16 protein-coding genes are annotated in these 17,781 nt (G+C 42.7%); 15 read left to right on the forward strand and 1 reads right to left on the reverse strand.

The window, feature by feature from the left end; genetic code table 11:
• The first annotated feature begins 1 nt into the window (after nucleotide 1).
• The 15 genes from DPF90_RS05275 (at nucleotide 2) to DPF90_RS05345 (ending at nucleotide 17,269) form a co-directional block, all read left to right on the forward strand.
• Complete coding sequence (locus tag DPF90_RS05275) at nucleotides 2-976, forward strand: ParB/RepB/Spo0J family partition protein (protein ID WP_114785285.1); 975 nt, start codon at nucleotides 2-4, stop codon at nucleotides 974-976.
• A 143-nt stretch (nucleotides 977-1,119) separates the two neighbouring features.
• Entirely contained in the window at nucleotides 1,120-3,114 is a 1,995-nt protein-coding gene (locus DPF90_RS05280; RefSeq protein WP_205395166.1) for a tRNA(Met) cytidine acetyltransferase TmcA, read from the forward strand.
• A gap of 336 nt (nucleotides 3,115-3,450) precedes the next feature.
• The gene (locus DPF90_RS05285; protein WP_114785287.1) at nucleotides 3,451-3,732 is read left to right on the forward strand and encodes an STAS domain-containing protein; all 282 of its coding nucleotides are present in this window, start codon (nucleotides 3,451-3,453) and stop codon (nucleotides 3,730-3,732) included.
• Between the two features lie 5 nt (nucleotides 3,733-3,737).
• The gene (locus DPF90_RS05290) at nucleotides 3,738-4,097 is read left to right on the forward strand and encodes a response regulator (protein WP_114785288.1); all 360 of its coding nucleotides are present in this window, start codon (nucleotides 3,738-3,740) and stop codon (nucleotides 4,095-4,097) included.
• Nucleotides 4,098-4,143: 46 nt separating this feature from the next.
• Entirely contained in the window at nucleotides 4,144-6,216 is a 2,073-nt protein-coding gene (locus DPF90_RS05295) for a chemotaxis protein CheA (RefSeq protein ID WP_114785289.1), read from the forward strand.
• A gap of 9 nt (nucleotides 6,217-6,225) precedes the next feature.
• Nucleotides 6,226-6,774, forward strand: coding sequence for a chemotaxis protein CheW (locus DPF90_RS05300; RefSeq protein WP_114785290.1), 549 nt, complete (start codon nucleotides 6,226-6,228; stop codon nucleotides 6,772-6,774).
• Nucleotides 6,774-7,241: a chemotaxis protein CheW gene (locus tag DPF90_RS05305; RefSeq protein ID WP_205395169.1), complete on the forward strand. Its 468-nt coding sequence runs from the start codon at nucleotides 6,774-6,776 to the stop codon at nucleotides 7,239-7,241. The genes DPF90_RS05300 and DPF90_RS05305 overlap by 1 nt, the downstream gene beginning before the upstream one ends.
• Nucleotides 7,242-7,276: 35 nt before the next feature.
• Nucleotides 7,277-9,676: an aerotaxis transducer Aer2 gene (gene aer2, locus DPF90_RS05310; protein ID WP_114785292.1), complete on the forward strand. Its 2,400-nt coding sequence runs from the start codon at nucleotides 7,277-7,279 to the stop codon at nucleotides 9,674-9,676.
• The gene (locus tag DPF90_RS05315; RefSeq protein ID WP_114785293.1) at nucleotides 9,661-10,515 is read left to right on the forward strand and encodes a CheR family methyltransferase; all 855 of its coding nucleotides are present in this window, start codon (nucleotides 9,661-9,663) and stop codon (nucleotides 10,513-10,515) included. Before aer2 ends, DPF90_RS05315 begins: the two co-directional genes overlap by 16 nt.
• A gap of 8 nt (nucleotides 10,516-10,523) precedes the next feature.
• The gene (locus tag DPF90_RS05320) at nucleotides 10,524-11,174 is read left to right on the forward strand and encodes a chemotaxis protein CheD (protein ID WP_114785294.1); all 651 of its coding nucleotides are present in this window, start codon (nucleotides 10,524-10,526) and stop codon (nucleotides 11,172-11,174) included.
• Complete coding sequence (locus tag DPF90_RS05325; RefSeq protein WP_114785295.1) at nucleotides 11,171-12,211, forward strand: protein-glutamate methylesterase/protein-glutamine glutaminase; 1,041 nt, start codon at nucleotides 11,171-11,173, stop codon at nucleotides 12,209-12,211. Before DPF90_RS05320 ends, DPF90_RS05325 begins: the two co-directional genes overlap by 4 nt.
• 27 nt (nucleotides 12,212-12,238) lie before the next feature.
• Nucleotides 12,239-13,399 (forward strand): methyl-accepting chemotaxis protein, encoded by a 1,161-nt coding sequence (locus DPF90_RS05330; protein ID WP_114785296.1) that lies wholly within the window; start codon nucleotides 12,239-12,241, stop codon nucleotides 13,397-13,399.
• 60 nt (nucleotides 13,400-13,459) lie between these two features.
• Nucleotides 13,460-13,759: an STAS domain-containing protein gene (locus DPF90_RS05335; protein WP_114785297.1), complete on the forward strand. Its 300-nt coding sequence runs from the start codon at nucleotides 13,460-13,462 to the stop codon at nucleotides 13,757-13,759.
• Between the two features lie 17 nt (nucleotides 13,760-13,776).
• The gene (locus tag DPF90_RS05340; RefSeq protein WP_114785298.1) at nucleotides 13,777-15,471 is read left to right on the forward strand and encodes an ATP-binding SpoIIE family protein phosphatase; all 1,695 of its coding nucleotides are present in this window, start codon (nucleotides 13,777-13,779) and stop codon (nucleotides 15,469-15,471) included.
• A gap of 124 nt (nucleotides 15,472-15,595) precedes the next feature.
• Nucleotides 15,596-17,269, forward strand: coding sequence for a DUF342 domain-containing protein (locus DPF90_RS05345; protein ID WP_114785299.1), 1,674 nt, complete (start codon nucleotides 15,596-15,598; stop codon nucleotides 17,267-17,269).
• A 72-nt stretch (nucleotides 17,270-17,341) separates the two neighbouring features.
• Here the strand turns inward: DPF90_RS05345 and DPF90_RS05350 are convergent, their stop codons facing one another.
• Nucleotides 17,342-17,776, reverse strand: a complete 435-nt coding sequence (locus tag DPF90_RS05350; protein WP_114785300.1) for a universal stress protein — start codon at nucleotides 17,774-17,776, stop codon at nucleotides 17,342-17,344.
• Between the last annotated feature and the right edge of the window lie 5 nt (nucleotides 17,777-17,781).

Below are 17,781 nucleotides of genomic sequence, written 5' to 3' on the forward strand. Positions count from 1 at the left end.
AATGGCAATAAAAACTTCAGACTTAAATGCAAGGTTATTTGGCAAAGCAGATAAGCGCCATGTTGCAACTACTCAAGAGGCCCAAAAAGCAGCTAAGGACCAAGTTCAGGTAATAGAATTAGCGGTTGCGGGTGAAGATCTGGTTACCTTTGAGTTGCTGAAAGTTCCGGCTGACAAAATCGAACATGAAACATCAGTGTTTACTGATAATGCGCGGGAACAGGCATTTCTTAATGAGCATGCGTTATCCGATATTCTGAGCACTCTAAAAGAGCGAGGCCAGCAATACCCAGCGGTTGGTCGAAAGAGTACTGATGGAAAAATAGAAGTTTTGGATGGCAGTCGTCGACGTATGTCCTGTATCCTAGCCAACAAAGACTTTCTTATCTATGTTGCAGAAGACATTAACGGTGAGCATGCTAAGTTTTTGTCTGACGTTGCTAATGCTCATAAGCCCTTATCTTTGTATGAAAAAGGGAAAGAAATGCGGGCTAAGCTCACTAGCGGTGAAGCAGATGATCAAAAAGCACTCGCAAAAATGTTTCAATGCAGTGAAGCTCTGGTTAGTGGTGCGTTGAAAGCAGCGGATTTACCTCTGTCTTTACTTCAAGCGTATCCAAATGTCGCTGATCTTGGCCGTCCGACAATAGTCAAGCTACATAAGCAGTTTAATGAGCTCAGTGAAGCGAATCGAACCCAACTGTTAGAAAGATGCCAGTCTTCAGAAGGCTACGTATGGCAGAGAAGCCACGCGCAAGGGGTTGCCCGAATCACCAAGGAAGTTTCAGAAACCATAGAGCAGTGGATTGATGAACTAGCGCCTAAGAAAAATGCCGGTCATAGTAAAGTTGAGCTGATTAAAGGCAGGGCAAGCTATAATCGAAAAGGATCTGACTTGGCATTGAACCTCAAGAAGATAGATGATCACTTGATGCAAGAAATTCTTAACTTTCTTACTAATAAGTTAGATGGGTGACATATTTGTCAGCTTTGCCCACATACGAATTCTTTAACGAAAATACTTTAGTTTACAAAGCCGCCATGAGCGGCTTTTTTATCACTCTCATTTATTGAGCCAAGTTGTTATAATTCTTTTATTCTCAATGACTGATCTCTACCATGCTTGATTACTTTACCCGTCTTATTGAACTCGCTCGCCAAACTAATCATAGATATGGGTTGGTAATGTACGGGGACCATGAATGGATCTGCTCTACTGTAGATACTCTCAAAAGTTTCGTCTCCGATTCTGACATCGTTCAGCTAGGTGGGTCAGTAAGCGACGACCAAATTCGCCATATCTCTTATAAACAGGGAAAAACTTTGCTAGGGCAAGAATGTGAGTTATTGATTTGCGATCTTTCGGGGGGATTTGACGCAAATTCATTCTGCGCCGCCTTGGGAAGTGTGCGAGGAGGCGGTTTAGTCGTTATATTACCAAGGTTAACTAACACTTCATCATTAGCACAGCAATGGCTACAAGGTGCTTTTAAAAAGTTGATTCAACTTGAGCAATATAAGCCCTTACCTAAGGTAAAAGAGGTTAAGGTTCCATCATCAGCTACCCTCGGCGATCAAGTCATAGCGATAGAAAAAATAAAAAAAGTCTCTACTGGTCATCGCAAGCGTCCACTCGTGATGACCGCTGATAGAGGCAGAGGAAAAAGCAGCGCATTAGGTATCGCATCGGCCGAGCTCATGGAGCAGCGCCAGATAAAGATTCTTGTTACAGCCCCCAGTTTGGCAACAGTACGGCCTGTTTTTGAACATGCCCAAAAGAAATTGTTAGGTGCCCAAACAAAGAAAGGTAAGATTTGTTATTCGCATTCATCTATAGAGTTTATTGCTCCGGATGAATTGCTTACTAGTCAACCGGAGTGCGATTTATTGCTTGTTGACGAGGCGTCAGCTATTCCCATTCCGATGCTGCAGAAAGCTGTGACTCTTTATCACCGTTGTGTTTTCTCTACCACAGTTCATGGTTATGAAGGCTGTGGAAGGGGCTTTACTGTGAAGTTTCAAGATTGGCTTGAGGGTAAGAGGCCAAATACGTCCTTTTTCCACCTCCATCAACCTATTCGTTGGGCGAAGGATGACCCATTAGAAAACTGGTTATTTGACACTTTTTTGCTAGATGCTGAACTTGAACCACTGAAATTAAACCGAGGTTCAGACATTAGGTTAGAAAAAGTTCTTAAGCAAAACTTGATTAAACAACCCTCTTTATTACGAGCCAGTTTTGCACTTTTGGTGAATGCTCATTATCAAACAGCACCAAGTGATCTTATGTTACTGTTAGAAGAAGAGGCAATACAGCTATATATAGCTTTTTCTGACGGAGCGTGTATTGGTTGTGTAATGACCATTGATGAAGGTGGGTTAGAGGACAGCTTGATTAAATCAATTCAACATGGTAGGCGACGTCCAAGAGGTCACTTGGTGCCAGTGACTTTGGCTAACCAACTTGGTATTTGTCACGCAGCACGTCAACATAGCACCCGTATAATGCGTATCGCAATACACCCAGATGCTCAAAGAATGGGGATTGGGACAGAGGTGCTTTCTCGGCTCACCAAACAATCAAGGTGTGATTTTATGTCAACTAGCTTCGGTGCCACTGATGAACTGATTCGGTTTTGGACTAAAGCGGGTTTTTCTCCTGTTAAACTGGGTACACAGAGAGATCAAGCAAGTGGTTGCCACTCTATTATCATGATTAAGGGAGAGGTTGATTGGTTAGAGAACGCTGTAAGTTGTCATCGACAAGCAATGATTTATTTATTGAGCAGCCTTTTTTCCGATGTTGAAGTAGACATTATTCGTAGATTACTAGTGACGAACAACATTTCTACAGATAAAGCTGAACTTCCTGCTGTCGTTGATAACTACTCTATGGGAGGGGCAAGCTACGAAAGTGTTGTGCCATTTCTATTTGATTGGATATTGTCATCACCAATTCTCATCAAGGAATCATCGGATCTACTGGTACGTAAGGTTTTGCAGCAGCGAACGTGGAGACAATGCTGTGAAGAGTTTGTAGTATCAGGAAGGAAGCAGTTGGAGCAAAAAATCAGAGATGAGCTCAGAGCATTAATAAAATCCAACCAAGAGTAACAATGGTGTTTACAGTGTAAATATCCTCTTTATAAGAGGGCTCACTTTTTCTCGCACCTGTAAAACACTGTTGTATTTACAGTGTAAACTCGCCATCGACTATTTTAACAACCATATTTTTCTATTCCATTAGAAAAATATGGTTTTTTTGATAAAGACAATTCGTATAACGTATTGAAAATAAGATTATTCTATTAATTTTCTTATAAATAATGTGTGTTTATGTTCATAATGGGGTTGAGTTTGGTTGGCTAATCCGCAATTCCTTTCTACACTCAGATTGAGGCGTATGCTTCAACCAACGGCTAGGAAATATAAAAAATAAAAGGTAGAAACATGTATTGTTTACTTCCTGAGTCACTAGACATCTCGACAGTATTGGATGTGACGACTCAATATCAAACATGGTTTGCACACCAAGGCGCAGTAGAAGTGAGCGCTGAGAATGTAGCGCGCGTCGATGCTGCTGGCATCCAACTCCTTTCTTGTCTTTTTATTTCCGCAAAAAAACATCGCCGAGAGATTTATCTTATTAAGCCGACACAGCTTCTAACCGAAAGTATACAAAACCTGGGACTGTGTGAGGTGTTTGATGGAATAACGAAAGTCGGGGAGTAATCAATATGACTAAGATACTTGCAGTAGATGACTCTGTGTCAATACGTCAAATGGTTAGCCATACATTGCGTGATGCGGGCTACGAAGTTGAAACCGCTAATGATGGTCGAGATGCACTTACCAAGGTAGCCAGTCACAAGTTTGATGTCGTTATATCTGATGTCAACATGCCCATAATGGGGGGCTTTGAGTTAGTTAAAGCACTGAGAGATAAGCCCCAATATAAATTCATACCTATTTTAATGCTAACTACCGAAACCAGTACTGAAAAAAAACAGCAAGGTAAAACGGCTGGTGCCACAGGATGGTTGGTTAAGCCATTTAACCCTGAAACGCTCTTAAAAACATTAAAACGCGTTATTTGATCTCGAGATCTATACAGAGACACGTTATCAAGTAAGGGGAAAGTTTATGGCTTTAGATATGGAACAACTGCGCAAGATGTTTTACGAAGAGTGTCGTGAAAATCTTGAAGTATTAGAAGATGTCCTCCTCAATCTAGATGTAAGTTGTGTCGAAGATGAGTCAATTAATACTATATTTCGAGCCGCGCATTCGATTAAAGGAGGGGCAGCTACTTTTAATTTGCTCGATATTAGTGAGTTTACTCATTCTGTAGAAGCCTATCTAGACTTAGTACGCAACCACCAAAGAGAATTGAGTGCTAACACAGTAGATTTGTTACTCAAAAGTGGTGATTGTATTCATGCAATGCTTGAGGGGCATGAGCAAGGTAGTGATGTTGACACTGGCCTTCAAAATCATGTGAGTGATCAGCTCAATGCTTTATTGGGCGAATCAGTTAATGGTGATACTGACGCCTCATCATCGTTAGCTTTAAATGATGTTGCTTCAGGTGCTTCTAAACAGGCTGATTGGGAGGTGAAATTTGAGCCTCATGCAGAAATGTTTTTTAGTGGCAATGATCCACTGAGAATATTGAGAGAGCTGAAAGAATTGCATGAATCCTGTGTGATTAGTGCCGATGAAAGCCAGCTACCCAATATCGAAGATATTGAAGCTGAACTTTGTTACTTAAAGTGGACAGCACACCTTCCAGCTGAAGTGGCAGAAGATGATATTCGTGAGATTTTTGAGTGGGTTGAAGATGAGTGTGATCTCGTAATCGAGCGAATACTGCCAGGCTCGAATGAATGTGATGTTGAGAAAGAGCAACCCATTGAAGGAGATCCTGAGAGTCCGGACGCCCACACCATGGCTTCTAACCTGGACAAATCCGATCCTAAGCCGTCTAAAATCGCAAAATCTGAATCCAGTGTGAGTTCGATACGAGTAGATATCGATAAGGTCGATAGCCTAATCAATCTCGTTGGAGAGCTGGTGATTACTCAATCAATGCTGACAGAAATTGGTAACGATTTTGCCATCGATAAACTCGAGAAACTTAAAGCTGGATTAGCCCAACTACTTCAGAATAGTAAAGATCTACAAGAAAATGTCCTTAACATTCGCATGTTACCGATGAGCTTTGCATTTAGCAGATTTCCTCGATTAGTACGCGACTTATCCAGTCGACTCGATAAGCAGGTTGATTTACAAATCCAAGGAGAGCAGACAGAGCTCGATAAAACAGTACTTGAACGCATTGTTGACCCGTTAGTTCACTTGGTTAGAAATGGGATTGATCATGGCATTGAACAGCCAGATGTTCGTTTAGAGCGAGGCAAACCCGTTCAAGGAGTGATCAAGTTAAACGCTTTTCATCAAGGTGGTTCTATAGTGATCGAGATTAAAGATGATGGTGCTGGGCTTGACTGTGACAAGCTTTGGAATAAGGCGACTGAAAAAGGTGTACTTGCGGCGGAGGCTCGCCGTGAAGATATGACTGATAAGCAAATAATGAATTTAATCTTTGCGCCAGGCTTTTCAACCGCAGAGGAAGTTTCTGACATTTCTGGAAGAGGTGTGGGAATGGATGTTGTAAAGCGAAACATCGAAGAACTCGGCGGACATATTGAAGTGGAATCAGAAATTGGCATAGGTAGCTGCTTTACTATTAGTTTGCCACTTACTCTTGCAATACTTGATGGACAGCTGGTCAAAGTAGGAGGGGAAGTATACATCATCCCACTTTTGACAATAGTGGAATCAATTCAGATAGATGCAACTTGTATTAAGTCGGCTTCTGGGGGAGTGGAGCTCTATCGGTTACGTGAGGAAAACATCCCTATTTTGCGACTTCAAGAAGAGTTAGAAATGGGACAAAGTGGGTCTCTAGACGCGAGAATCCTTTGTTTTGTTGAAGCGGCAGGTAATCGAGTAGGACTATTGATTGATGAGCTTCTTGATCAACAGCAAGTGGTTATCAAGAGTTTAGAATCGAATTACAGCAAGGTTGCAGGTATCTCTGGCGCGACCATTTTGGGAGACGGTTCTGTCTCTTTAATTTTAGATATTCAAGGCTTAATTACACGTTTTCTCAACAGAGCTTCTGACTCTGCAAGCAAGGGCCTTGCGGCTTAAGGAGGGAAAATGGAAACGGCTATAACGGCACATGATGTCGCGTCAAAAATAGCGCTGCCACTGCAACGACAAGCCTCATCTGAGAGTGCTGAAGAACAGGGCGTCTCAGAAAGTGCGGACTTTTTAAGCTTTCAGCTAGATAGTGAGTTATATGGCGTAGAAATCAATGATGTGGAAGAGATTCGTGTCTGGGAAAGACCAACCCCCATTCCGCATGCTCCTGAATTTGTAAAAGGTGTGATTAATTTGCGCGGTATGATCGTTCCTGTCGTTGATTTAAGGTGTCGCTTTGGCGTAGGACGTAGTGAATACCTGCCAAGCACAGTGGTTATCGTGCTTCGTCTTAAACTTGATGAAAGTGAACGTTTAATGGGCTTGGTCGTTGATGCAGTGAGTGATGTTGTTAGTCAAGGGCAAAATGAGTTGTATCCCAGTGTAGGGGAGTCGTTAGTTACGCCCTACTTACAAGGTTTATTGAATGTCGGTGATCAGGTGATGTCTCTACTCAATACCGAGGAGCTGCTAAATATTGAGCGTGTTCTGGGGAGGGAATCATGATGATGCCACAGGAATTTCTCAGCTTTATTTTGGGCGAAGATGAATATGGTGTCCCTATCCTTGATGTACGAGAAGTGAGAGGGTGGGGAGCGGTTAGAGACGTGCCTAATTCTCCTTCCTATATGCTTGGGGTGTTAGAAATTCGTGGAGAATATGTCCCCATTGTTGATCTACGAGCTCGGTTTGGTTTTCCTCCAGCAGAGATAAGTGCAACGACCGTTGTGATTGTTCTTAATGATGCTCAGATGCACCCTTTAGGTATTATTGTCGACGGGGTATCAGAAGTTTACCCCTTAACCGATGAGCAAATAAAACCAGCACCATATGTATCACGTACGGTTGACCATAGCTATATCCGGGGTCTTGCATCGGTAGAGAATGGTCATCTGATTTTAATAAAACTTGAGGCTCTGTTCGATGTGGCAGAGTTGGCTGAACTAGAACACAGGGATCAAAGTTTGGCCTAATTAAGTCATACGAAACAATCAGGGAGAGGTGACTCATGGCATTTTGGAATCGTAAAGCTAAATCAAAGGTCATAGAGCAATTTGAGGCGGTCGCATCAGATAGCTTAATGGAGGAGCATGAGCCTGAAACACGAGGGCTGTCTAAAGAGCAGCTTTCTTCGGCACTCAATGCAGCGCAAACAGCGTTAATGATGATTGATAGGGATTTCAATATTACCTACGTAAACCAGAAGTCCATTGATTTACTGAAAACTCATGAAAGCTTATTTCAGTCTGTTTGGCCTAACTTTCGAGCCGATGAAGAGTTTTTGATGGGATACTGTATTGATGGCTTTCATGGAAACCCTGCCCACCAGCGCCAATTACTCTCTAATCCATCCAATCTCCCCTATACCACAACCATTACTGTAAAAGATGTACAAATTGAACTTAATGTTGGTGCCATAATCGACAAGAATGGGAACTATGCCGGTAATACGTTGGAATGGTCTGATGTCACTGAAGCTCTTAAGCAAAAAGATGATATTGCCCGCTTGCGTGCAGCAGTTGACCAAGCTCAAACTGCAATGGTAATGATAGACAGGGATTTTAATATCACATATGTCAACCAGTCAACCGTTGAGCTATTTGGCAAACATGAGGCTGCACTTCGAACGGTGTGGTCAGGCTTTACCGCATCAGAGGAGTGGTTAATGGGACGTTGTATCGATGAGTTTCATAAAAACCCTGCTCACCAAAGGCAGCTACTATCGACGCCAAACAATCTTCCATATAAAACCGATATCGATATCGCAGACATAAAAATAGAGCTTAACGTTGCCGCTATTATGGATGCTAAAGGCAACTATATTGGTAACACGCTAGAGTGGAAAGATGTCACGGCAAAACGAGCCAAAGATCAGGAAATGAGTCGCTTGGCCTCTGCTGTCAAAGGTATGACTACTAATCTAATGATGGCGGACAAAGAGGGGGTGATTCAATACCTCAATCCATCTCTATCTCACTTACTTAAGTCGCGAGAAAGTGATTTACAAAAAGCTTTGCCTGGCTTTGACGCGAGTAATTTAGTGGATAAGAACATTGATGTATTCCATAAAAAACCAAGTCATCAAAGAAATATAATCAATAATCCAGATCGCCTGCCTTTCTCTTCAAACATTGCTGTTGGGGAGTTGGAATTTAACTTAACTTGTATTGCGATGCACGATACGCAGGGTAACTACATTGGGCCAGCGCTTCAGTGGGAAGATATTACTGAGCAGCAGGATGGGCAGAGGCAGGTTGAATCTTTAATTCAAAGGGCGATATCCGGAGAGTTAAATGAGCGCATAGATACCTCGGTATACAGTGGTTTTATGAAAGAACTGGGTGATGGCATCAATAGTTTGCTTGATACCATGGTGGAGCCGATTGGCCAATGTATTGACGTAATGAGTCGAGTGGCAGATGGTGACTTGAATACTAATATGTCTGAAAACAAGGGAGAGTTTGGGCGGCTGTCAGATGCGGTGAATACATCCATTGTCAACCTACGAAATATGGTAGAAAAAATCACCCAATCTTCTGCTCGTGTAGCAACCGCCTCTACAGAAATTGCTGAGGGAAATAACGATTTAAGTCAGCGTGTTGAGGCTCAAGCATCGAACTTAGAAGAAACTGCAGCTAGCATGGAACAGATGACGGCAACTGTGAGGCAAAATGCCGATAATGCCAAAGGAGCCAATACTCTTGCTGAAGATGCGACCAAGAAAGCCAGTAAAGGTGGTGATGTCGTTGGGCAAGCGGTATCAGCGATGTCTGAGATCAATAATGCGAGCAAGAAAATTGCTGATATTATTGGGGTTATTGACGAAATTGCTTTCCAAACAAACCTATTGGCACTTAATGCTGCCGTTGAAGCAGCTCGTGCCGGAGAGCAAGGCCGTGGCTTTGCGGTAGTGGCAGGAGAAGTTCGTAATTTGGCACAACGAAGTGCAGCGGCAGCCAAAGAGATTAAAGGCTTAATCAAAGACAGTGTCGAGAAAGTCGATGAGGGCTCTAGGCTGGTTGATGAATCTGGAGATACACTCAGTGAAATAGTGGAAGCTGTCGAAAAAGTGACGGAGCTTATTGCTCAAATTGCTTCTTCTAGCCTAGAGCAGTCCACGGGTATCGATGAAATCAATCGTGCAATCGCGACCATGGATGAAATGACCCAACAAAATGCGTCCTTGGTTGAAGAAACATCAGCGGCTAGCCAATCACTTAAAGACGAAGGTAAACAGTTACTTCATCTAATGAATTTCTTCGCTACTGATGACAATGTGGCAACACTGGAAGTTAAAAGGCCCACTCCATCGGCCCCAAAGAGTAACGTAAGAGAGATACGAACCCCAAAAGTAGCTAACTCCGGTTTTCAGGCTAGTGAGGAAGGGGACGAATGGGAAGAGTTTTAAGCCGTGAAGAGGATGTTGTAGGTGGAACCGAGTTTGAACTAACAGATACAGATTTTAGGTTCATTCAATGGTTTATGCACAAACATGCAGGCATTTATTTCTCTGATCGAAAGCGTACCATGGTCTATGGTCGAATTAGCCGCCAGCTAAGGCGGCTAGGGCTTCGTCGTTTCACTGATTATAAGCTTCTCATTGAGCAAGATAGTGAAGAGCGGGTTGGTTTCATCAATAGCCTGACAACCAACAAAACACAATTTTTTCGTGAATATCATCATTTTGAGTTTCTCGAAAATGTCATGTTAAAAGAGTGGTCCAAGCAAGGCGTCAGTAACCTGAACTTTTGGTCGGCAGGGTGTTCTACAGGCGAGGAGCCGTATAGCTTTGTCGCATCGCTGTACTCTAAAAGAGCTTTTAGTACTTTCGAGCACATTCAGATTTACGCAACGGATCTTGATACTAAGGTTCTCTCACATGCTGCTCAAGGAATCTACAGCGATGATGCGATTTCTTCTATTCCTCCAAAATACTTGCAACCATGCTTTTTAAAAGGAAAAGGCAGTCAACTTGGTAACATAAAGGTTGCAAAAGGGCTACAGCAAAGTATCAACTTTCAACAGCTTAACTTGTTAGATGAATGGAACTGGCAGGAGCCCTTTGATCTTATTTCATGCAGAAATGTCATGATCTACTTCGATAAGCAAACTCAAGAAAAGCTAATAAAGCGTTTTTACCAACAACTTAAACCTCATGGGATTCTGTTGCTCGGGCACTCTGAAAGTGTTGGATCTTGTAGCGACCTCTTTAGACACCTTGGGAAAACCATTTACGTAAAACAGTAGGTATGACTATGTTTGGACAAAAAGAACTGAAGCCAATGCACGACGATAGTCATTTCAATCGTTTTTATCATCCTCAGAAAGAAATGCACATGGTCAAGGTTTTCCCTGGTGGACTTTACTGGAGTCAGCAAGACGATGAGTTGATCGCAACAGGACTGGGATCCTGTGTTGCTGTGTGCATGTGGGACGAGTTAATTGGTATTGGAGGAATGAATCACTTCTTACTCCCTTTTTGTAGTCAATCTGAGATAAATGCATGGCGGCCAGGTGAGATTGTCTCTACAGCTTCTCGTTACGGTAGCCATGCGATGGAAATGTTGATTAATGCCATGATTTCTCATGGTGCCCGAAGATCAGAGCTCAAAGTTAAACTTTTTGGTGGTGCTCAAATGATGGGTAGGCACTCGATGATAGGTGAGAAGAATATAGCGTTTATTTCGGATTATGTTCAGCGGGAAGGGCTAGATGTCGTTGCTCAAGATCTCGGAGGGTTGGAACCGAGAAGAATTATATTCAACCCTGTGAACGGAAAGGTATGGCTAAAGAGAGTACCTTACACTGAAGTTCATCAGCTTCAACTTCAAGAGGAGAAATATGCCAGTAAGTTAGGTAGAGAAAGCCATCGCTTTCATGATGATGATGTGGAGCTATTCGGATGAAAAAAATTAAAGTTTTGATTGTTGATGATTCACCAGTATTCAGGGCATTACTTGAGCAATTAATTAACTCTGATCCAATGCTTGAGGTTGTTGCGTCGGCGGAAGACCCTTACCAAGCCCGTGATTTGATCAAGCAGCATAACCCTGACGTCATCACATTAGATATAGAAATGCCCAAAATGAATGGTGTCCAGTTTCTAAAGAATTTAATGCGCTTGAGGCCTACTCCTGTGATCATGATCTCAACTTTAACCCAGCATGGTGCGCAGCCTACCCTTATGGCCTTGGAACTAGGGGCGGTCGATTATTTTCCTAAACCGTCGGTTGACAACACAGGTGACATGCTGAATTACAAAGATTTGGTCAACGACAAAATAAAAATGGCGGCAGGGGCCAATGTAAAACAAGAATACAGCAAGAACGTGACAACCCTAGCCCCTACTTGTAGGGGAAAAACGTCCATTGAGCTTATAGCAATTGGCGCTTCCACTGGAGGTACTGAGGCGGTTAGACAAGTATTAGCGGCTCTACCTGCAGGACTTCCACCTATCGTCATCACTCAACACATTAGTGCAATGTTTAGTGCCTCGTTTGCTCAAAGGTTGAATGAGAGCTGTGCGATACAAGTTAAGGAATTATCAACGAATAAGGCGCCTTTGATTAATGGATGTGCTTATGTTGCTCCGGGAGATAGACATCTGGTAGTGGTTAAACAGGGAAGCCATTTATATTGCCAACTTGATGACAGACCAAGTGTTAATAGACACAAACCTTCCGTTGATGTGATGTTTGATGCTGTAGCTGAAACGGTAGGCAAGAGTGCTATTGGCGTGATTTTGACTGGTATGGGTCAAGACGGTGCAGAAGGTATGCTTAGAATGAGACAGCAAGGTGCAAGGACTATTGCGCAAGATCAAGCATCTTCGGTGGTATGGGGAATGCCTAGAGTAGCTGTTGAGATCAATGCTGCCGAGGAAGTGAAGAGTCTTAAGCAAATCCCACAACAAATTTGTGATTGTTTAGAAAGTCATCATTGAGCCATAACGGCTAAGGCTAGGGATAGAATGAATATAATAATTAAGGTTAATAAGAACCGCTATGGTATCGCGATAGGAATTCAACTCCTGCTATTGTCGATTGGTATGACGCTATCCTCTTCGTTAGCTCATGTTGCTGTTATGATTTTAGCAGCGGCAGTACCTTGGTTTGTTATCCCGCGAAAACAGGAATCTCAGCCAGAGCAGCAGCCAAGTGCCAAGCCAGTCAAGGATGTACAAGCTGCGGCCAGAGATATCAGTAAGCTCATTGATCAGATATCACAACAGTTAAATGAGCCACTTGTTTTACAAAATAGTATTGTCTCTGAGTCCGTTGAAACCTTGAATGCGAGCTTCTTTGAACTACAGAATTTAGCTGAGAACCAAAATAATATTGCAGAGTCGCTCGTGTTAAATACATTGGCGAATAAAAATGATGCGTACGACATCACTCAAGTTTTACCGAAAACCGAAGCTATCATTCGTCAGTTTGTCGATACACTCATCACTGTATCAGAGAAAAGTATCTCTGCTGTACACAGCATTCACGATATGTCAGATAAACTAAGTACTGTCTTTAAACTTCTTGCACAAGTTCGGGGGCTTTCCGAACAGACAAATTTACTGGCATTGAACGCTGCGATTGAAGCCGCTAGAGCAGGAGATGCAGGCCGTGGTTTTGCCGTTGTAGCGCAGGAAGTCAGGAATCTATCTGTGAAAGCGGAAGAATTAAATAGTCAGATAGAGAAAGAGATTAATGTTGCGCAAAATACGGTCAGAGAAGCCAATAAAACGGTCGGTGAAATGGCATCTATCGATATGACCGAAGCGATAGAGTCTAAAGACAAAGTAGATGAGATGTTGCATGGTGTACAAAAAATGAATGCCATGGTCGAACAAGACGTACAGAAAATCAAATCTATCGGTGACACGCTGCACAGTAAAGTAGGGGATGGCATTCGGGCATTACAGTTTACCGACATCATAGTTCAGCAGGGTGATTACGCTAAGGACAGCACAGCGTTTCTTGTCCAGCTCAAGAACACTTTCGAAGATTATGCAAGTGATCGAATTGATGGTGACGGTTTTAATAGAGCGATAAATGAGCTTAAGGATAATGTTTGTCAGAGGAGTGCGCCAGCTGCTTCACAAGCAAGTATAGAAGAAGGCGAAGTGGAGTTTTTCTGAGTTTTGGTTAGGTGAATAAAGCAAGGCAAAGCGGTCTTGTTGGCTTGATAAGGAGATACTATGTCTGTTGAATCAGAAATTGATACAGGTGCAAAACATATCACGATTGTCATAGAAGGTGCTTTTGGCTTTAGTCTTGTTCAGGAGTTCCGTCGTTGCTATTCAGACAAAAAAGATTATCGCTATACCATTGATTTACGCAAGGTCGATTATATCGACAGTGCGGGTTTGGGTATGTTGCTGAATATGCACAACTATCTAGAGCAAGATGATGGAATGATCCGCATCACTAACACGCTTCCTCAAGTAAGAAAAATACTGTCAATTTCTCGTTTTGATAAAAAATTTGCCATCGAGTAGATGCTGAGGAGAGTGGTATGCATGTCATGATAGTGGATGATCACGCGACGAATAGAGAGTTGTGTCGGTTTATGTTGGGTGGCATCACGGAAAAAGTAACGACTTTCGAGAACGGAGAAGGTGTCGTCAATGCAATGCGGCAAATGCCAATCTTGCCTGATGTTATTCTTCTTGATGTTATGATGCCAATAAAAGATGGTTTTGTTACAGCAAAAGAAATTCGGGATGCGTTTCCTGGAAGGCATATGCCGATCATCTTTCTTACTGTTTTGGACGATCACGACTCATTTGAGCGGTGTTTGACTGTAGGTGATGATTTTATTCCCAAGCCAGTAGAACGAAGTGTACTGATTGCCAAAGTACAAGCCCACTATCGTATCGTGAAAATACATAACCAAGTAAGAGAGCAAAGAGATGAGCTGAGTCATTTCCATGAACAGGTACGTTATGACTATGCGATTGCTGAATCGATATTTTCTAACTTGATGGATGAAATGAGTTCCCAGCTTAAGAATATCTATGGGATAGATTATAAGTCTACGCCATCAACTGTTTTTAACGGAGATATGATTGTTGTTGCCAATCGCCCGCATGGTGGTGTCTATGTGATGATAGCAGATGCAACAGGCCATGGTCTTCCTGCTGCTATATCAGCCATACCCGCGACACGCGCTTTCTTTTCTATGGCTGCGAAAGGTTTGTCTCTTGGTGAAATTGTTCGCGAGCTTAATGATGTGTTAGTTAGATTCCTACCCATGGGAATGATGCTAGCTGCCAGTGTATTTGAAGTTAGAGCCAATGGTTTTGAGGTATCCTGGTGGGGCGGGGGATTGCCCGATGGCTACTTACTCGATAAAGACGGTACTATTGTGCGCAGATTAGTATCAACCCATATGCCTCTTGGTGTCCTAAAAGAGCATGAGTTCGAAGCCGAACTATTGCATTACAAGTTGGAACCTGATCAACGGATTGTATGTTATACCGATGGTGTGGTTGAGGCTGAAAACAATGTGGGTGAGCAATTTGGCCAAGCTAGACTGGAAGAAGCACTCAAATCGGGGCGGGCGATCATTCCTACTGTTTTTGAAGCGGTTAATAATTTCTCTTGTCGAAATGTGGGTGACGATCTTTCAATACTGTCGATGACTTTTCCGATTTCAAATGGGAACGATAGAGTTACCCAACAGAACAATTGCTACCTTAGCCAGACCCAATCTCAGTCCACAATCAATTTTCCAGCGTCTGTCCTAAAGTCGGTGTCCGTAATGAATGAAGTTCGACGTTTTATGACGGGGGTGATGTCAGGGCCACATCTGGATCTCATTTGTTCAGTATTGTCCGAGCTATTTGCTAATGCGATTGAGCATGGCTTATTAAGTATGGATTCTAAAATCAAAGAACAACCGGACGGTTTTTTTACGTTTTATCAACTGCGGGAGCAGAGGCTGCAAGAATTGCCAGAGCAATACTGGGTGTCTCTATCTATCGATTATCAGCCTGACGATACCAAAGTAGTAATGGCGCTTGAGCATAATGGCGAGGGCTTTGATCATTCTGTGCTAAAAAAGGACGACGATCAGTCTCTCACGCACGGTCGTGGCATCGTACTTGCTTCTGAATTATGTGATTCACTGGAGTACTCAAAGCAAGGTAAGTGTGTGACGGCGGTCTACCGATTGGACTCAAAGCATCATTTTCCCAGCTCGAGTTAATGATATTTACACTGTAAAAGCAGGTGAGTAGTGACCGACACCCTACTTTGCTACAAATTAAATATTGTATTCCTCCTGGATTATATAAACTAAACTTAAAGGGATTAAAGCAAGCAGGCTGTAAATGTGGGAAAAGTTAGTCAGCTTATCTGAAGATAGTCAACAGATTATCGCTAAGCTACCGCAAGACATGGTTCTTGACGAGAAACTCAGTGATAAAGGTGTTGAAGAGGCATTGAGTGATATCGGCGCCAGTGACTTTTGTTTACTAACTGATGAAGTGAATCGCTTCGTCAATTGTGCAAATGAAGGTAAAAGTGAAGCGCTGGTCGGGTTCCCCATCGCCGAAGTTAGGGATGCTGAAGTCGAGGTGGTGCTATCTGATCATGACATGCTAGCGAGCATGGTTGTAACGGGTGCATATCGTGGATCACCACTAAAAGGACCTCAAATCGTTCACGCATTAGCTCGCGCTCATGTCACCAAGGGAATCAATAAGCTTGCACTCAAAAAAGTGTTAGTTATGAGCCACCAGCTCAAGCCCGGTGAAACCTTTACCCAGCCAGTAGCTAAGGGTAAAAGCCCGGTGCAAGGCCAAGATGCTAGGTTCATTCCATTAGTTAAAGATGTTACCAAACAAGTGTTGGCGCCAATTGAAGATGAAAGTGGCAAAGTAGACATGTTAAACTTAGGTGAAACCGTCACGGTTGAAGCGGGTGCCCGTTTGATGAAACGTATCCCAGCGACAAAAGGTGTTCCTGGTATCACTGTCCAGGGAAAGTCCATTCCTCCCAAACCCGGAAATGATACTACTCTCAAAGTTTCAAAAGGATCGGAATTGTCTTCTGATGATCCTAACCTGCTCATTGCTCAAGTTTCTGGCATGCCCATCATCAAAGAGCGTTCAGTTGAAGTAGAAGACGCACTTTGCCTTCCATCAATCGGCGTTGCTACGGGTCACATAAAGTTTAAAGGAAACGTGATTGTCACTGGAAATATTGAATCGGATATGGTGGTACGTACGACAGGTAACCTTACCGTTGGTGGATTTATTGAATCAGCTGATGTCCAAGCTCAGGGAGATATTGAAGTTGCGAAAGGTATCATAGGTCACAATGTTTCAGAAGGTGAGGAGAAAAGCTGCAAGGTAAAATCTGGTGGCTCAATTACAGCAAACTATGCGCAGTTTTCAGAACTACAAGCGGCAGACAATATCAATCTTTCTATCCATTGTATGAGTAACGAGCTAAGGTGTGGTAGAGACCTTACGGTTTCTGATGAGGCTGGAAAACAGGGTACGCTGAGTGGTGGTAGTGCAAAAGTGGGTGGTAAGGTTATCTGCGTTAATTTAGGAGTTGAGGGCGATACTGCTACTCATGTTAATGCTTTTGCTCGTTACGCAAATTTTAAAGAGCGCCAACAAAAGTACAAAGATGAATACACAGCGGCCCAAGAAGCAACCATGAAAGTGGTTCGAAAAGAGCTTGAATTTAAGAAAACTCCCAAAGCTGAACGAACCGAAGAAGACGAAGCCAATCTTGCTAAAATGAAACAAGAGTCTAACGAAAGGTTAGAAAAAGCGAAAATGGCAAGAGATCGGCTAGAGATGGAACTAGAGGAAGCGCTGGAAGAAAATACTATCGAAGTTAAGAATAAAGTCTATACGCATGTTACGGTCCAATATGGTGAAGAAAAAGTGATCACAAAACGTGTTCATGGTACCAGTACTTTTAGCTTCACTCAGTATGAGATTAAGTGCGCTTCTGCGATGGATGAAGAAGCGCTAGAGCAAGAGTAAGTAAAACGCTATCAAGCTTGCCATTATAGCTATATCTAAGGAGGCAAGTTTATCTTTTTATGCGCTATTATGCTAACAGTCGTCGCCTGAGATAGGAACAACGAGGATGTCCACAGGGGAGCGATTGATGAGCTGTCGGGAGTAGGAAAGGATCTTACTCCAAAAATCTTGATGGTGTCCGCAAAGTAACAAATCAACACGATAGTTTTCTATTGTCTCCGAAAGTTTATTGGCTAAGTTACCAGTTCCGACCAGAAAATGTCGAATGGGAAAGTCTACGTTAGCTTCGAAGGACCTTAACTTTTTCATAGCAAGCTCATTGACAGGTCTCACATTGGTATCGGAATGGATATCAATAAGCTCTGGGTATATCTCTCCATGAGAGCCATCAAGGTGAATAAAAGAGATATCAGCGTTATGTTGCTTAGCCATAAAGATAGCCCTCTCTATCAGAATATTACTGTCATCAGATAGTTCTAAAGCAACCATAATATGTTGATATTGCATAGTTA

The organism is Vibrio tetraodonis (genome assembly GCF_003350295.1).
Lineage (GTDB): Bacteria > Pseudomonadota > Gammaproteobacteria > Enterobacterales > Vibrionaceae > Vibrio > Vibrio tetraodonis.

Excerpts from the sequence above, each read along its gene's own strand:
- DPF90_RS05335 (WP_114785297.1), top strand. The coding sequence starts at position 13,460 with ATGTCTGTTGAATCAGAAATTGATACAGGTGCAAAACATATCACGATT.
- aer2 (WP_114785292.1), top strand. The coding sequence starts at position 7,277 with ATGGCATTTTGGAATCGTAAAGCTAAATCAAAGGTCATAGAGCAATTT.
- DPF90_RS05275 (WP_114785285.1), top strand. The coding sequence starts at position 2 with ATGGCAATAAAAACTTCAGACTTAAATGCAAGGTTATTTGGCAAAGCA.
- DPF90_RS05325 (WP_114785295.1), top strand. The coding sequence starts at position 11,171 with ATGAAAAAAATTAAAGTTTTGATTGTTGATGATTCACCAGTATTCAGG.
- DPF90_RS05300 (WP_114785290.1), top strand. The coding sequence starts at position 6,226 with ATGGAAACGGCTATAACGGCACATGATGTCGCGTCAAAAATAGCGCTG.
- DPF90_RS05290 (WP_114785288.1), top strand. The coding sequence starts at position 3,738 with ATGACTAAGATACTTGCAGTAGATGACTCTGTGTCAATACGTCAAATG.
- DPF90_RS05280 (WP_205395166.1), top strand. The coding sequence starts at position 1,120 with ATGCTTGATTACTTTACCCGTCTTATTGAACTCGCTCGCCAAACTAAT.
- DPF90_RS05330 (WP_114785296.1), top strand. The coding sequence starts at position 12,239 with ATGAATATAATAATTAAGGTTAATAAGAACCGCTATGGTATCGCGATA.
- DPF90_RS05285 (WP_114785287.1), top strand. The coding sequence starts at position 3,451 with ATGTATTGTTTACTTCCTGAGTCACTAGACATCTCGACAGTATTGGAT.
- DPF90_RS05315 (WP_114785293.1), top strand. The coding sequence starts at position 9,661 with ATGGGAAGAGTTTTAAGCCGTGAAGAGGATGTTGTAGGTGGAACCGAG.
- DPF90_RS05320 (WP_114785294.1), top strand. The coding sequence starts at position 10,524 with ATGTTTGGACAAAAAGAACTGAAGCCAATGCACGACGATAGTCATTTC.
- DPF90_RS05345 (WP_114785299.1), top strand. The coding sequence starts at position 15,596 with ATGTGGGAAAAGTTAGTCAGCTTATCTGAAGATAGTCAACAGATTATC.
- DPF90_RS05295 (WP_114785289.1), top strand. The coding sequence starts at position 4,144 with ATGGCTTTAGATATGGAACAACTGCGCAAGATGTTTTACGAAGAGTGT.
- DPF90_RS05305 (WP_205395169.1), top strand. The coding sequence starts at position 6,774 with ATGATGCCACAGGAATTTCTCAGCTTTATTTTGGGCGAAGATGAATAT.
- DPF90_RS05340 (WP_114785298.1), top strand. The coding sequence starts at position 13,777 with ATGCATGTCATGATAGTGGATGATCACGCGACGAATAGAGAGTTGTGT.
- DPF90_RS05350 (WP_114785300.1), bottom strand. The coding sequence starts at position 17,776 with ATGCAATATCAACATATTATGGTTGCTTTAGAACTATCTGATGACAGT.